Source organism: Armatimonas sp., assembly GCF_964826245.1.
This window is the reverse complement of sequence record NZ_CBAYMC010000104.1, coordinates 1-14,444: the sequence shown is the minus strand read 5'-3', so window position 1 is coordinate 14,444 and position 14,444 is coordinate 1. Positions and strand designations below refer to the sequence as shown.

Sequence of the window (14,444 nt, the reverse complement as noted above, 5' to 3'; positions counted from 1 at the left end):
TTTTTCAGCGCCTCACGCGTCCACCCCTTGGGAGGCGTAAAAGTGACTAAATCCAGGGTCTCACTCTGTGCTTGCACGGGTGCGGTTATTCCGCAGAGAGCAGCACCGATTAGAAAAACATCTTGCCTCATCGCCAATTCTCCTTAGATTTTATTCTACCCGATTATCAGAGAACTGCAGAGAAAGCACTCTGAGATTTTCTACGCTTTCATCGCCAAAAGCCTCCCATGATGGAGACAAGATTGGTGGTAATCGCACGGTGTCTTCCGGTGGCGAGCGTGATGATCTCCAGTGCCCCACAGCGCCGCCCGCCGCGCTTGTATTCCCCGATCCACTCCTCTTCGGCGGTGGCGATGTGCTTGCCATCCGGGCTGATACCGACCAGCCGCCCTCGCGAGAGAGGCTTCCAAGTGCGCTGCTTTAGATCCACCAAGACGGAGGTGTAGTGCGCTCCATCGGACATTGAGCCGAGCGTCTCAGCCACCAGTAAGTCTGATTTTCCTGGGATCGGATGCCACCATCGATAACGCGGCTCAAAGAGGCTGACACCCACCGTCCAGTCTCTCTCACCAAGTGGCTTCAACATCCGCTTCTCTAGGCTCGTTGCGCCGGGACGTAGAACCAAGAGCGGGAACTGTCCCTGGAACTCCTGCCGACTATCACCCACTAGAGTGCCATCAGGAAGCCAGTTACAGTTATACAAAGCAGGAGCAGGAGACTCTTTGCCAGTGGCAAGCTCTAGAATTGTCGCACGCCTCGCATAGTCCAGCAGATAGAGCCGCTTGCTATCCGGCGACCAAGCATAGCCAATCGTGTCTTCGGAGAACTCGTGCTTTTTCCCTGTCTGAAGGTCATAGACTTGACTGGTATTTGCCACAAAGCGACCGTTGGAGGAGAAATGACCCGCTGAGAACTTCTGCAGCTCTGCACAACGCTTCAGCGTGCCGTCGCGCAGAGATAGGTAGTGGAGCCTGTTCCCGCTCCCAAAGCGCTTCCCACGCTCCAGATAGACCCCGTTTCGATCCGCGCCCAGCGCCGTCATCAGCGCATCTTGCTTGCTATCGGTCAGCGCCTTAAGGCCCGTGCCATCGGGGCGAATCCGCCAGAGCCGGTACGGCCCCAGTGCATCCAGCGTGCCCTTTTTCGTCCGGCTGCGACGATAAAACTGCCCCGTGAAATACAGAAAACCCTTGGCCGTCTCCATACGCCATTCTACAAGAAAAAGCCCGCCCCAGAGCACTAAACTCTGGAGCGGGCTTTAGCCTGCTTGCCGCATCAGCGGGCCGCTTTAGCCGCCCGCTCTCATGCGCCCATATGTTACCGCCGCGTGATCCGTTTTTTCAGCCGCCCGATGCCCTCGCCGATGTCGTCGAAGACGGTGTAGACACACGGGATGACTAAGAGCGTCAGAAGTGCGGAGAGGCACAAGCCACCGACGACCACGATTCCCAGGGGCTGACGGAACTCCGAGCCTTTTCCTAGTGCCATGGCAATGGGCATCGCGCCGAGAATCTGCGCCAGGGTGGTCATGATGATCGGACGAAGACGGGTCGGGCCCGCCTTGCGGATGGCATCTTCGCGTTGGTAGCCACGCTCACGGAGCGAGTTGGTGAAGTCCACGAGAAGAATCGCGTTCTTACCCACGAGTCCCATCAGCATAATGAAGCCAATCATCGCGATAATGCTCAGAGACTTGCCCGTGATAATCAGCCCGAGCAGACCACCGACCAGCGCCTGCGGAATCGAGAACATCACGATCAGCGGGTAGAGGAAGTTGTTAAAGAGCGCCGCCATGAGCATGTAGACCAGCGTGATCGCCAGCACGAGAGCAGTCGCCATGTAGACGCCTTCTTCCGCCAGTGTGTTGGCCTCCCCCCCCCACTGGTACTTGGCCTTGCCAAAGTCCAGCTTCTTGATCTCGGGGTCGATCTTCTGCTGCATGTTGCCGATCACCAGACCGGGCGCAAGGTAGGCCGTCACCGTGATCTGGCGCTGGCGGTTCTTGCGGTCAATCTTGGTGGGGCCGCGGCCCTCTAAAGTCTGCGCCAAGTCGCTCACACGGATCGGCTGGCCACCCTTGGTGGAGACAATCACATTGCCAACATCCGCCACCGACGACCGATCCAGCTTGTCGTACTGCACACGAATGTCGTACTGCTCGCCGTTGTCGCGGAACTTGGCGTTGATATTGCCCTCAATCGCATCCCGCAGGGCACCCGAGACCTGCTGGACACTGAGGCCAAACTGCGCCGCACGCTCCCGATCTAACACCACTTGAACCTCAGGTTTGGTGGCCTTGTAGCTAATGTCAGGCGTCAAGATGCCCGGAGTCTTGGCGAGAATATCGCGCACTTTTCGTGCATTGGCAACGTTCTCCTCCATGCTTGGCCCGACAATCTCGATCTGCACAGGAGCCGCGCTTCCGTTGAAGCCCGAAACCTCTGCCGTCTTGATATCCGCGCCGGGAATATCTTTGACACGCTCACGAATGACTCCCGCGATATCCACATCGCTGCGCGTGCGGAGCGCTGAGTGGTCTTTCCAGAGCTCCAGCCGATCCAGTGTCCCCATGTTATCCGTCAGAGTAATGCGCACCTGACCAAAGTTCGTGCCGTTGTTGCCGCCGCCCTGAAACCCACCGGCTGCGGTCGAGCCCGCAGAGCTCTCGATGTACTGGATCTCCGGGATATCGCGCAGGCGGCTCTCGATCTGTTTGAGAACGCCGCTAGTGGCATCCAAGCTCGCTCCCGCCGGAAGCTCGATATTGAGAGCGACTTGTCCTTGATCCTGGCCTGGTGCAAACCGGAAGCCCAGCGGCTTGCCAAGCTGCCCCGCAAGGACAGTCACGACAATCGTCGCAATCGCACCAATCGCGGCGGTGACAATTGGCTCTAGGGTGAAGCGCTTGCGCAGCTTGGAAGCGAGCACCAGCGCCGCACCGACAGCAAGCTGAATCATCGCCAGCGGCATCGCCATCTTAATCGCACCCGCGCCACTGCCTGCCGCCGCGATCCAGAGAATCACCAAGACAAGGGCCATGTTCCCGATAAAGACCACGGAGCCACGGTGACGTAGCGCCCAGGTGAGCGCTCGCTCGTAGAGCGTTTCCAGGTTTCCGTAGAAGCGGTTGATCGCACCAAAGAACCCTTCGTGCGGCTCTTGATACTCGCCTTTACGGTACCAGCGCGAGGCCAGCATCGGGGCAAGAGTAAAGCTCATGAACAGCGAGAAGAGAGTGGCGATCGCGACGGTTAAACCAAAGCTCCGGAAGAACTGACCGACGATGCCGCCCATAAACGCGACGGGAACGAAGATCACCACATCCACGAGCGTGATCGTAACCGCGGCGGTACCGATCTCGTTGCGCCCATTGCGTGCCGCTTCTTCCGGTGTCTCTCCCATCGCGAGGTGGCGGTAGATATTCTCGATCACCACGATGGAGTCGTCCACCAGAATTCCGACGGCAAGCGAGAGCCCCAGGAGCGTCATGGAGTTGAGGGTGAAGCCAAGGCCGTACATCACCAGGAAAGTGGCAATAATCGAGGTGGGGATTGAGAGCGCAACAATAAGCGTCCCCCGGAAGTTATGCAGAAAGAAAAAGACAATCGTGATCGCAAGCAGTGCTCCGATCACCAGAGTCATCTCCACATCCTTGAGGTTCTCTTCAGTCTTAACCGCTTTGTCCTGGGTCGTGGTGAACTCTATATCTTCCGGGAGTAGCTTTGCCAGGGTCAGCATCTGCTTTTGAACCCCCTTGGCAATATCTACCGTGTTCCCTTCGCTTGTCTTCTGGATGGAGATCGAGACCGTGTCGGTGGAGTCCGGCAGGGGCCCAGCACCAGAGCGCTGCGAGAGAGAGGCGTTCTCGGTGCGCTCGGCGATCGTGTCCTCAACCGTTCCTAGATCCGTCAGCGCAATGGTTCTATCGGGCGAGCCGTTCTTGCCCCCAAAGCTCAAGCGCAGACCACGAAGCTCGTCGGGGCTGGCGAACTCGCCGATCACACGGACAGAGTAGTCGCGATTGCCCTCGGTCACGCGTCCCGAGGGAGCATTGAGGTTCTGGCTCTGGATCGCAGTGGCGACCTCGCTGACGGTCAGGCCGTAGGCATCGAGCCGGTTCTTGTCTAGGCTAACACGTAGCTCGCGCTTATCGCCGCCCGTCACAATCACCGACGAGACCCCCGAGACTTGCCCAAGCTGGTCCTTGACAACTCTATCGGCCAAGTCACGAACGTCTTTATTGCTGCGCCCGATCTTGGAGCGCATCGCCATGTAGAGAATCGGGGTGGCGCTGGTGTTGGCCTTCTGGATCGTGGGGGCATCCACCTCACGCGGCAGGCGAGCCCGGATAGCATCCACTTTTCCGCGGACATCGGCGGCGGCCACATCGGCGTTGGTGGAGAGCAAGAACTCAATCGCCACTGTGGAGATGCCCTGCTGGCTGGTGCTGGTGACGTTTTTAACGCCATTGACCGAGCCGACAGCATCTTCAATGGGCTTTGTGACGAGTGTCTCGATCTCGCCCGGCCCCGCGCCGGGGTAGACCGTACTGACCGTCACAAAGGGAAACTCGACACGGGGGTCTTGCTCAGCGGGCATCTTAAAGAATCCCTGCAAGCCCATCACCAGCAGCGCCCCGATGAGCATCAGGATCGCTACCGGTCGCTTAATCGCAAGATTTGTCAGCCACATCGTTTAGTTCCTCACCACGTCTGCGATCACACGGATCGCGGCTCCGTCTCGTAGAGCCGTCTGCCCCACCACGATCACTTGCTCGCCCACACTCACACCGCTTCGAATCTCCGCCGTCTCCGCGGTTGTCACGCCTAGCGTCACTTTGCGCTGCTCGGCCGTATCCCCCTTGGCCACAAAGACGGCAAACGCTCCGTCTTCGCTCTTGACCAGCGCGTCTTTGGAGACCACCACGCCGCGCCGCTTCTCTAGCACCACACTGCCGCGAGCAAACATTCCAGGGCGCAGCGTCCGAGCAGGATTGGGGAGCGCAACACGCACCACAAAGCTCCGGCTACTCGTGCTTCCCGTCGGGTAGAGCTTGGCGACACTTCCCGAGAAGCTCCGTCCGGGGAGCGCATCGACTTTCACCTCGACCGCCATTCCCAGCTTCACCTGCGCGATCTCGGTCTCCGGCACTTGCGCCTCAAAGAACACCGTGTCCAGCGCGACAATGCTCAGCAGTGAGCCCCCCGGCGCGGCAAGCTGCCCAACTTCAGCGCTACGCTTGGAGACAATGCCATCCAGCGAGGAGTAGATCTTGGTATTGGCGACTTGCTGCTGCGCCGAAGAGAGTCCTGCACGGGCCTGAGCGAGCTGTGCCTGCGCCGAGCTTAATCCCGCCTCGGACTGGGAAAGCGCCGCTTTTGCCTGGCTCACTCCTGCCTGAGCGGCCTTGATATCGTCTTTACGGACATCGGTCTGCTGGACATTAGACTTTGCCAGCTTCAGCCCAAACTCCGCACGGGCCACGGCGGCCTGCGACTGACGGATAGACGCGTCGCGCCCCCCGATCTGAGCAAGCTCTAGCTGCGACTTGGCTGTATCGAGTGTGGCCTTGGCGACTTTTTCTTGCGTGGCATACTGATCCAGGGTGATCTGCGCTGCCGCTCCCTCACGCACCAAGTTCTCGTAGCGCTTTCGGTCACTGACAGCACGCTCATAGTTGGCCTGTGCCTGTGCCACACCATTCTCAGCGACCGAGACTTCCTGCGTGCGTTGGGGGTTCTTGGCAATCTCCAACTGAGCCTTCGCCGAGGCTAGCTGCTGCTCGGCATCTTTCACCCCCACATCACTCTGTGATCCGCTGAGCTTAAAGTTCGTGCGCGCCTGATCGAGCTTGACCTGGGCACTCTGGTAGCCAGACTTTGCGCTCTCAATAGCGGCCAGTGCGTTCTTAATCGCCGCTTCCGCACTCTTGATCTGCGCCTCCGACGAGCGCACTTGCGAGTCGTAGTCGGAGGTATCTTGCTGGATCACAAGCTGGCCTCGGCGCACTGGCTCACCCTCACGGGCGGAGACAAAGCTCACGCGGGCACTGACTTTCGCTCCCAGCTCGACGGTCTCGGTGGCGGCCAGCGAGCCCGTGACAGCAACGGCTTTCGTCACTTCTTTCTCGGTCGCAACCGCCACCCGCACCGGCATTCCCGAGGTAGCCGCAGCAGCAGTCTCTGGCTTCTTTCCTTCCGGTTTCGTTTGCGGCGCACATCCGGCCAGCAGCGAGAGGAGCGCGAGGCCGACCAGCCCCCCCCTAACCCCCGCCTGGCGGGGGGACAGTAGGGAATTTTCCATATATTCCCCCCGCTGGGCGGGGGTTAGGGGGGAATAATTCACGTAATTTTTCATTTACTCTTTTCCTAAAGCACGGTTTAAGCGGGCCAGCGCGGTGAGGTAGTCATAGCGGGCATTGACGATATTAGTTTCAGACTGAGTAAGCGAGATCTGGGCATCGTTGACAGAAAGCTGGGTATCCACCCCCTCACGGAAACGGACTTGAGCAATGCGATAGGCTTCACGCGCTTGTTCAACCGCTCCCCAGGCGGTCTGGGCGCGCTCATGGGCATCCCGGAGCGCGATAATCGCCTGTTGCACCTCCGCTTTGATCCCGTTTCGATACTGTTCTTTCTGAATCTCCGCCGCACGCTGATCCGATCGAGCCGCCTCAGTCTGCGCCTTGGACGCTCCCCCATCGCTCAGAGGCACCGTCAGGCCTACAGAGATAGAACCCGTGGTCTGATTGTTAATAAACGCAGGATTGGGGTTATAGTTGGCCGAGAGGGATGCGCCTAGCGAGGGGGCAAGCCCGCGTCCAAAGAGCTGGATGTTCTTAGCCGCCTTGGTCAGCGAGATCTCCGCCTGCCGCGCCTCGGGCCGCGCCTGATACGCCGCCTCGATCAGCTTGCTCTCCTCAAACACCGGGATCGGGTCTTTTTCTTTCATCTCCATGGGTGCTGCAAGCTCGACGGGCGTTCCTGGGTCTACTCCCAGGCTATTGGCAAAGGCATTTTTGGAGAGATTTACTTGATTACGCGCCGAGATCAGCGACTGCTGGTTGTTGGCGAGCTGGGTCTGGGCGCGGAGGACATCGAACTGAGCGACGGTGCCTGCGTTGAACTGCGAGCGAGCCACTTTGAGCGCCTCTTCACTCTGTGCCACGGCAGCAGCAGAGACTTTCACCAGCGACTCCGCACGGAGCAGGCCGTAGTAGGCGCTACGGACATTAAAGTTGGTGTCCATCAGAAGGCGCTGGTAGTCGAGTGCCTGCACCTCTAGCTCAAGATCCCCGAGCTGGTTGGCAAGCTTGATGACGCCCGCGAGGTCCAGGTTCTGGGTGATGCTCAGGCTCACGGACTGCTGGTTCAGATCTACACCACTCCCAAAGCCGCCTCCCCCCGTGGGCGCAGGGGTCGGGGTTGGGGTGGCCTCCGCACGGCTGCTGGCAGGTAGCTGGACAGGCTGCACGCCGGGAGGGTTGTTTTGAAGCAGAACGGGAAATGGGTTCTGCACCGCACCTCCCCCCGCCGCACCGCCGCCTCCAAAACCGGAGCCGCCGTTCAGGAGCCGCGTGTAGCTGGCACGGACGCTGGCTTGTGGCTTTCGCGCAGAGAGAATCTGGTTGATGGTCTGCTGCGTTTTCAGCGCACGCTCTTTGGACTGCCGTAGGCTCGGGCTTTTCTCGTGGGCCAGCTTGAGGGCCTCATCCAGCGAGCGAATGGGCATGAGCTGCTGCTGCTGTGCACGAACACTGTCGAGTGATAGGAGAGCAACTCCTAGCAAGGCAATAATTAGTTTGGGTTGATGTCTCATCATAAGTCTTAAAGCGATCCCCCAGGCGTCGCCAGTCGTAAAAGATAGTCAATGAGCTGGTCACGGTCTGAGCCGATGGGTGGCTCAATTCCCATCAGCTCACAGAACTTAATGCCATCCATCGCATAGCGAATCACTTGCAGGCGCTCCGGCGGAAGACCATCGCCTTCCAGCTCCGCTTTCCAGACAGCGATTCGCTCATGGATGATGCTTAAAAGTGCGGGATCGTTGGCGATAGCAGCTAGCATTCCCGCCCCTTCCGGGACTTTGGTTCCCTCACACTCGCGCGCACTTTTGATCCAGGCACGGGTAATGCGCCCCGGCACCCCCTCGGGTTCCTCTACCAGACAGTCCATCCAGAGCTGGCGACTACGCTCTAAGTGGGTCTTGATCATCTCACCGATCAGCGCATTTTTGGTGGGGAAGTAGTAGAGCACCGCGCCCTTGCTCACCCCCGCCTCACGCGCCACCAGCTCCAGCGTCAAGCGCGTCACACCATCGCGCATGACGACATTGTGAGCGGCATTGAGTAGCTCTTCGAGTTTTTCCGGCTTTCGCATAGTTTCTGACCGTCCAGTCAGTTTTTAAAATACCGTCTGGTCAGTCAGTTTGTCAAGACACAGAGAGAGTTTATTTTTCGGCTCAGAAAACAAAAAAGGCCACCGCAGATAACGGTGGCCTCAGGCGCTGGGTTCCGTGAAAACGCTACGCGAGCTCGATCATTGCGTGGCCATTGATGGTTGGGACGGTGAACTTTACGGCTCCAGCCTCGCTCACGAACTCTAACACCTCGCCGCTGGGGACGAGCTTGACACTCCTCACAGGCCGACCAACTCTCGCCGTGACTTCGATGTTGTGCACAGGAATCACGTCCTCGATCACGTCAAAGGCCTGCCCACGCCGCTCGGGGATGTAGTGGAGAAGGTGCACGATATGCCGGTTTTCTGCCTCTTGCTTGTTGAGCGTAGCCAGCAGCGACGACGGGCCTTTGACGCTCAGCACGGGCTTGGGTAAGAGCTGCGCAATCGCGTCTTTGAGCATGGTCTTCACCCAGAGCGGGGCGTTGAGCTGGTACTGTCGGAAGATCGGATGGGCAAAGTAGATTCCTGCGCCGCTCGCCACGACTGCGGGGTACTTGCGCTCTCCCGATGACGGTGTGTGGGCATGCGAGCAGAAGTGCCGCCAGGTGCGGTTGAAGTAAGGCACTTCAGTCCAGCAAAGCACGCTCCCTCCACTGCTTGGCTCCACTTCCAGCGCTTTCTGGTACATCACGTGGCCCGTCTTAGGAAGGCTCTCCCCAATGCCATTGCCCGGCACGATAAAGTCCGGCGAGAACGGCGCATCCCCCATCGCCTTCACGCCCAGCTCACGGGTCGCAAACTGGCCCTCGCTGTCCAGCCCAGACTTGTACGAGGCAATCACGGTGCCGCCGTTGTAGACAAAAGCATCAAGCTTCGACGACATTCGGGTGTCGAAGGGAATTTCATCAGGCAGGATAAGAAGCTTGTAGCGCATCCAGTCCGACTGGCTATCCACGATATCGAACTGGACTCCCAGCTCCTGAAGCAGGCGAATCGCGCCGTGAAGGTGGGCAATGTTACGGCCCCCATTGGGTGTGTACTCGGTGAACTCCTCGCTGGTCATCAGCGCCACATCGGTCACGGGGGTTGCGCCGACGCACCAGGGCTCTTTCTGCTTTACCTGGCCGTAGACCCCCCCGATCAAGTCATAGGTCGCCGCGTCAATCTTGCCCGACGGATGCAGCTGATCGCCAATCGAGCACTGGGCCGTGAGCGCCAGCATGTGGAAGCACTCGAACTCCAGCGCCGCCGGGTTCTTGAAAGAGTGAAAATCCCCCCACGACGTGTGGAACTTGCCGGTCATCCCAAGACACGGCAGCCCCAGCGTCCTCGCGTAGCGCTGGGCCTGCGGGAAGTGTAGATACCCCCACCCACCCGAGGGTAGCGACTCAAGCTCCCAGTGCGTGTAGCTCTCAGACTCGCCCCGGTGCCGCGTCCCAACATGGCCCGAGTTGTAGAAAATCGTGCAGTCCGGGCTGAGCGTCCGTACAAACGCGGTCATCTCCGCCTGCCAGTCCTGGATCACCTGCGTGGCAAAGCGCTGGCGATCCGACGCGTCTTGTGGGTTCAGCCCTGCCGCGTCCATCGCCGCGATCCAGTGCGGTGCAAACGAGACACGTGTTCCGACGATGTCAAAAAACAGCCCGTCGACTTCAGAGACACACGCAAACACGTCTTTGACATGGTCAAAGAGAAACTGCCGGTAGCCGGGATGAAAGACATCCAGCACACGGTAGAAACCCGCCTCAAAAGGCTTGGTGCCGTGCTGCCGCCCCTCTTCATCGATCATCAGCCACTCCGGGTGCCGCTCCGCTGTGTAGTCGTCCCACTGCACGGTCAAGTAGATCGGCACGCGGATCCCCTTCGCATGACACGCCGCGATCTGCTCCGGCAGTAAATTGCGATTGGCAAGCTGCGGATGAACGCGCTCCGGATGCGCCTTGCTGTCGTAGTAGAGCCAGCCGTGATGGCAGCGCCCAAAGCATGTGATGGAGTCCACACTGGCCTTTTCCAGCGTGTTCGCGAACTCCGTTGCATCGAACTCCGCGCCAATGCCAGGAATGTCGGGGGAGGTGTGAAAGTCGAGGTGGACTTGACGAAAACGTAGCGGCATAAAAAAAGCTCCTTTGATTACAAGTTGATTTTAAGGGTTTCCTGCCGCATTTAGCAATAGCCCATGCTGAGAATTAGTGGTAGAAAATCGTCCTCGCTCACGGAAGCACAACACGGAAACACAAGCGGGTAGAATAGCAGCATGCGTAGTGATTTTTCTGTGTCCTGGGAGCTGAGCCGGGGACGATTCGACCAAGAAGTTCTGGCCATGAGCCAGGAGCAGCTTAACTTCCGCCTCTATCTGGGCGCACTGACTATCGGTGAGATGGCGATCCATGTCGCCGGGGTGGAGATCTGGTTTCTGAGCCAGCTCCAGGGCACGCCCGTCCCGGAGAACCTAGAGCGCGTTGCCAAGACCGCCACCGAGGGCGTGGTCAACGACAACCCGTTTCCGTACTCTGCCGAAGAGATCACCCCTGCTCTCGTCGCCGAGGCACTTGCCACGGCGGCCGCTCAGGTAAAAGAAGTCATCTACGAGCCATCCGAAGCGCTGCTCCAAAAAGAGATCAAGAGCGCCTTGGGGCCGATCATCACCGGACGCGGCGCCCTCGCCCGCTTCGCCTTCCACCCCGGCTACCACCATGGCCAAGCCTATCAGATCAAGTGCGCCCCAGGTTTCCCCGTCTGAGTTACCGCATTCTGTCAATGCTCTGAAGATACCAAGGGCCGTACCAGTGCTCATGTTTCGTCACCGGGTTGTCGGTTGGCGGTGAACCGGGATGGTAGAGAAAGCCACTTTTCTCCACCAGTCCACTATCGCCAAGGTCAAACAGCCAGCCGTCTTCTGTCTGATAGATCCCCTCAAACCGATAGAGGCCAAGAGTAACATTTTCGGCCTCTCTTGGATTCCTAGCATAGGCATTGAGCGCAGGTTTACTCAGGCGAAAGCGAATCTGACGCGCAATAGGGCTGATAGCCACACATGTCATGAGAATCGCAACGGTTGCCTCCTTCACCAAGAGCCGCCGCCATTCGGGTTGGTGCAGAGCCACAACAAAACGGATCAGCCAGAGCACAGCCAAGCCAATGCCAGTCACTGCAAGAATCCAGGCAAGACCAAAACTCACGGCAGGATCGCTAAAAATGATGAGGCTCGCCGCCCACCAGATGCTGGTAGCTCCCCACCATAGCCAAGAGCGATTCATGGCGCAACAGTCCAATCCTCAAACCGTAGATGGGGAGTATGTTCGGCAATTCGGGCAAAATCCGCTGTGTTTTGTGTCAACAGAGTTGCATCACTCGCGAGGGCAATTGCGGCAATTTTCAGATCCATGGTACTGACACGAATACGCCGCAACCAGAGTTCCTGGAAAACATCCAGCGCGGCTTGGTCAAAAGGCAAGACGTTTAGAGAAGTAAAATTCCCCAGGAGTACCTGAAGTCTGTGATAGGCTTGGACGTGTGCCTCAACCGACCGTAGCGAGGCAAGATAAGCCATCCATCCCCGAAACTCTTCTTCCAAACAGACAATTGCCGTGGCCACTTGTTCCGAGGGCACTTGCTCTAAACGCATGCTTAGATACTCTTGAGCCGGGCCGCGACGCTGTAGCTGGCTCAGATGATTTGTATCTAACAAATACATAACTAAGGCTGCGATTCCTCGTAGTTGGGCACCTGAGAATTTCGATACTCTTTGCCAAGTCGGACAATTTCGTCAAAAGCAGGATCGTCGTCGAACGTTCCCACCAAAGCACGCCAACCCGTTTTCTTTGTAGTGGGTAGCTGCTGACGCAGTTGTTTAAGTTCCTCTTCGATCTGGGCAACTCGCTCTTCAATTGTTTGCGGCATAGGACTATCTCCGTGCCATTTTATCGCTTCTTGCGGCTGGTGACATTGGCGAGGAGCACGGCGACGAGGAGCAGGATGCCAATGGCGGTAACCTGGTTCTCGGCTTTCACACCTGCGACTCCCATGCCGGTCTGAACGACACCGATAAGCATCAGCGCCGCGAGTGAGCCGAAGATCGTGCCGCGCCCGCCGAAGATGCTGGTGCCTCCGAGAACCACAGCGGTGATGGCGTCGAGCTCTAGCCCACGCGCGTGGTCGAAGCGCGCAACACCAAGACGGGAGAGAAGCGTGAGGGAGGCGATTCCGGCGACGGCTCCCGAGAGAATAAAGAGCTTCATCAGAACGCCCGGTACCGGAACGCCCGAGTAGCGAGCGGCTTCCGCGTTGGTGCCCACGGCGTTTACCAAGCGCCCGAAGACAGCTTTATGGAGCAGCAGGCCCGCGGCAATCGCAAAGCCCAGGGTCAGAAAGAGCGGCGCGTGGACGTAGGTGCGCGGAATGGCGAGCTTCTCGAAGTGCTGGAAGCTCTCGGGGACGGGCAAGGAGTGGTCGCCTAAAAGTATCTGCGCCCCGCCCCGAAAGAGCGCCATCGTGCCGAGCGTCACCACAAGCGACGGCAGGCGGCGCTTGGCGACCAGCCAGCCGTTGATTGCCCCCAGCAAGCCGCCCAGCACGGGGGCAAGCGCGGCGCAAAGACCAAACGGCAGCCCCTTACTGTTGAGCGTCGTCACAATCGCCCCGACTAGCGCGAGAATCGCCGTGCAAGAGAGGTCAATGTGCCCGGCGACGATCACCAACGTCAGCGCAATCGCCAGCAGCGCCGTCTCGGTATAGAGCGTCGAGCGGTCAAAGAGATACGCCACATCGAGAAAGCGCGGCTCACGGGCGGCACTGACGATAAAGGCGATGATCAGCAAGCCCACCGCGACCAGCTCGGGGATAAACGCACGAAGCTTTTTCATCACTCTTCCCCCGTGGCGTTGAGGCGCAGGCGGCGCGCCGTGGCGTCGTCAAAGAGGATCGCGGCGAGGATGACGAGGCCGTAGACGGCGGTCTGCCAGGTGTCGGCGACCTGTAGGACGGAGAGCGCGACGTTGATCACACCGAGGAGTACGCAGCCAAGAAACGCGCCTGTGGCGCTCCCGACACCACCAAAGATGCTCGTGCCGCCGATGACGGCGGCAGCAATCACCAGCAGCTCGAAGCCGGAGCCGATGCTGGCAGGGTTGACGTTGCCAAAGCGGCTGGCGTAGAGCACGCCCGCGAGCCCCGCGCCCATGCCGCAGAGAACATAGGCAAGCAGGATCACCGGACGCACCGGGACACCACGGAGCGCCGCCGCATCGGGGTTGCCGCCGATGGCATAGAGATTTCTACCGATTCGAGTTCGCGTGAGAAAGGCATGGGTGAGAAGCGCCACCAGCACCGCCACTAAGACCACCCCGGGGAGCTTGTTGTTAAAGAGCCCATTGGTGGTCCAGGCCGCCAGCGCCTTGGGAATCTCGTAGTCGTTAACCTGCACACCACCGCTCACTACAAAGGCCAGCCCCCGGTAGATTCCGAGTGTCGCCAGCGTCGCCACAATGGCAGGGACACGAGCGTAGGCAATGAGGAGGCCATTGATTGCACCCAGCCCCGCGCCAATTCCCGCGCCAATCGCGGCGGCAAGAAAAACATTCAGGTCTTTGTGATCTCGCAGTAGCATCGCGGTGAGCATTCCGGCAAGCGCAAGGGTCGAGCCCACCGAGACATCAATCCCACGGGTTAAGATTACCAGCATCTGGCCCATCGCACAGACAGCGATGAGCGGCAACCAAAGCAAGACGGACTGAATGGACGACTCGGAGAGAAAGCGCGGCTGAACCACGCTGACAACGACGATCAGCAAGATAAGAGCAATAGCGATAGGGAGCTCGCGGCGGGGCATCGGGTAGTATTGTACCAAACGAAGTGGGAACCTCTTACTCTTACTGACGTTTGGAAAAATAATGCCTACCAACTACTTGGAAGTGCCTCTCTCGCGAAAGCAGGTCGAACACTGTCGAATGGATGATGTTGAGGTAGCCCGACGGCTCAATAAAAAACACGGCACGAGCTACTACTTCGCGACCTGCCTTTTCCCGGGACACCTACGCGAGGCAACTT

12 protein-coding genes are annotated in these 14,444 nt (G+C 58.9%); 1 reads left to right on the top strand and 11 read right to left on the bottom strand.

Going from position 1 to position 14,444, the window contains the following annotated elements; all coding sequences use genetic code 11:
- Positions 1 to 208 precede the first annotated feature (208 nt).
- The 6 genes from AC1XOS_RS11515 to AC1XOS_RS11490 form a co-directional block, all read right to left on the bottom strand.
- Positions 209 to 1,204: a TolB family protein gene (locus tag AC1XOS_RS11515; RefSeq protein ID WP_481962365.1), complete on the bottom strand. Its 996-nt coding sequence runs from the start codon at positions 1,202 to 1,204 to the stop codon at positions 209 to 211.
- A gap of 113 nt (positions 1,205 to 1,317) precedes the next feature.
- Positions 1,318 to 4,692 (bottom strand): efflux RND transporter permease subunit, encoded by a 3,375-nt coding sequence (locus tag AC1XOS_RS11510; protein ID WP_481962364.1) that lies wholly within the window; start codon positions 4,690 to 4,692, stop codon positions 1,318 to 1,320.
- Positions 4,693 to 4,695: 3 nt separating this feature from the next.
- On the bottom strand, positions 4,696 to 6,303 hold the full coding sequence (locus AC1XOS_RS11505; protein WP_481962363.1) for an efflux RND transporter periplasmic adaptor subunit: 1,608 nt from the start codon (positions 6,301 to 6,303) through the stop codon (positions 4,696 to 4,698).
- Between the two features lie 54 nt (positions 6,304 to 6,357).
- Positions 6,358 to 7,821: a TolC family protein gene (locus tag AC1XOS_RS11500; protein WP_481962362.1), complete on the bottom strand. Its 1,464-nt coding sequence runs from the start codon at positions 7,819 to 7,821 to the stop codon at positions 6,358 to 6,360.
- A gap of 5 nt (positions 7,822 to 7,826) precedes the next feature.
- Positions 7,827 to 8,378: a TetR/AcrR family transcriptional regulator gene (locus AC1XOS_RS11495; protein ID WP_481962361.1), complete on the bottom strand. Its 552-nt coding sequence runs from the start codon at positions 8,376 to 8,378 to the stop codon at positions 7,827 to 7,829.
- A gap of 145 nt (positions 8,379 to 8,523) precedes the next feature.
- Positions 8,524 to 10,512, bottom strand: a complete 1,989-nt coding sequence (locus AC1XOS_RS11490) for an alpha-amylase family protein (protein ID WP_481962360.1) — start codon at positions 10,510 to 10,512, stop codon at positions 8,524 to 8,526.
- A 141-nt stretch (positions 10,513 to 10,653) separates the two neighbouring features.
- Here AC1XOS_RS11490 and AC1XOS_RS11485 point away from each other — a divergent pair, with 141 nt between their 5' ends.
- Complete coding sequence (locus AC1XOS_RS11485; protein ID WP_481962359.1) at positions 10,654 to 11,139, top strand: DinB family protein; 486 nt, start codon at positions 10,654 to 10,656, stop codon at positions 11,137 to 11,139.
- A 1-nt stretch (position 11,140) separates the two neighbouring features.
- On the opposite strand, the gene AC1XOS_RS11480 is transcribed toward AC1XOS_RS11485, so the two are convergent.
- The 5 genes from AC1XOS_RS11480 to AC1XOS_RS11460 are packed head-to-tail and all read right to left on the bottom strand — an operon-like array spanning position 11,141 to position 14,226.
- Positions 11,141 to 11,656, bottom strand: a complete 516-nt coding sequence (locus tag AC1XOS_RS11480; protein WP_481962358.1) for a hypothetical protein — start codon at positions 11,654 to 11,656, stop codon at positions 11,141 to 11,143.
- Positions 11,653 to 12,093 (bottom strand): type II toxin-antitoxin system VapC family toxin, encoded by a 441-nt coding sequence (locus AC1XOS_RS11475; RefSeq protein ID WP_481962357.1) that lies wholly within the window; start codon positions 12,091 to 12,093, stop codon positions 11,653 to 11,655. The genes AC1XOS_RS11480 and AC1XOS_RS11475 overlap by 4 nt, the downstream gene beginning before the upstream one ends.
- A 2-nt stretch (positions 12,094 to 12,095) precedes the next feature.
- Positions 12,096 to 12,299 (bottom strand): hypothetical protein, encoded by a 204-nt coding sequence (locus AC1XOS_RS11470; protein WP_481962356.1) that lies wholly within the window; start codon positions 12,297 to 12,299, stop codon positions 12,096 to 12,098.
- 20 nt (positions 12,300 to 12,319) lie between these two features.
- Positions 12,320 to 13,261: an ABC transporter permease gene (locus AC1XOS_RS11465; protein ID WP_481962355.1), complete on the bottom strand. Its 942-nt coding sequence runs from the start codon at positions 13,259 to 13,261 to the stop codon at positions 12,320 to 12,322.
- The gene (locus AC1XOS_RS11460; protein WP_481962354.1) at positions 13,261 to 14,226 is read right to left on the bottom strand and encodes an ABC transporter permease; all 966 of its coding nucleotides are present in this window, start codon (positions 14,224 to 14,226) and stop codon (positions 13,261 to 13,263) included. Before AC1XOS_RS11460 ends, AC1XOS_RS11465 begins: the two co-directional genes overlap by 1 nt.
- Positions 14,227 to 14,444: the final 218 nt, after the last annotated feature.

Bases quoted from the DNA above. Each gene is read 5' to 3' on its own strand.
- AC1XOS_RS11475 (WP_481962357.1), bottom strand. From the start codon at position 12,093: ATGTATTTGTTAGATACAAATCATCTGAGCCAGCTACAGCGTCGCGGC.
- AC1XOS_RS11460 (WP_481962354.1), bottom strand. From the start codon at position 14,226: ATGCCCCGCCGCGAGCTCCCTATCGCTATTGCTCTTATCTTGCTGATC.
- AC1XOS_RS11470 (WP_481962356.1), bottom strand. From the start codon at position 12,299: ATGCCGCAAACAATTGAAGAGCGAGTTGCCCAGATCGAAGAGGAACTT.
- AC1XOS_RS11480 (WP_481962358.1), bottom strand. From the start codon at position 11,656: ATGAATCGCTCTTGGCTATGGTGGGGAGCTACCAGCATCTGGTGGGCG.
- AC1XOS_RS11505 (WP_481962363.1), bottom strand. From the start codon at position 6,303: ATGGAAAATTCCCTACTGTCCCCCCGCCAGGCGGGGGTTAGGGGGGGG.
- AC1XOS_RS11485 (WP_481962359.1), top strand. From the start codon at position 10,654: ATGCGTAGTGATTTTTCTGTGTCCTGGGAGCTGAGCCGGGGACGATTC.
- AC1XOS_RS11510 (WP_481962364.1), bottom strand. From the start codon at position 4,692: ATGTGGCTGACAAATCTTGCGATTAAGCGACCGGTAGCGATCCTGATG.
- AC1XOS_RS11490 (WP_481962360.1), bottom strand. From the start codon at position 10,512: ATGCCGCTACGTTTTCGTCAAGTCCACCTCGACTTTCACACCTCCCCC.
- AC1XOS_RS11465 (WP_481962355.1), bottom strand. From the start codon at position 13,261: ATGAAAAAGCTTCGTGCGTTTATCCCCGAGCTGGTCGCGGTGGGCTTG.
- AC1XOS_RS11515 (WP_481962365.1), bottom strand. From the start codon at position 1,204: ATGGAGACGGCCAAGGGTTTTCTGTATTTCACGGGGCAGTTTTATCGT.
- AC1XOS_RS11495 (WP_481962361.1), bottom strand. From the start codon at position 8,378: ATGCGAAAGCCGGAAAAACTCGAAGAGCTACTCAATGCCGCTCACAAT.
- AC1XOS_RS11500 (WP_481962362.1), bottom strand. From the start codon at position 7,821: ATGATGAGACATCAACCCAAACTAATTATTGCCTTGCTAGGAGTTGCT.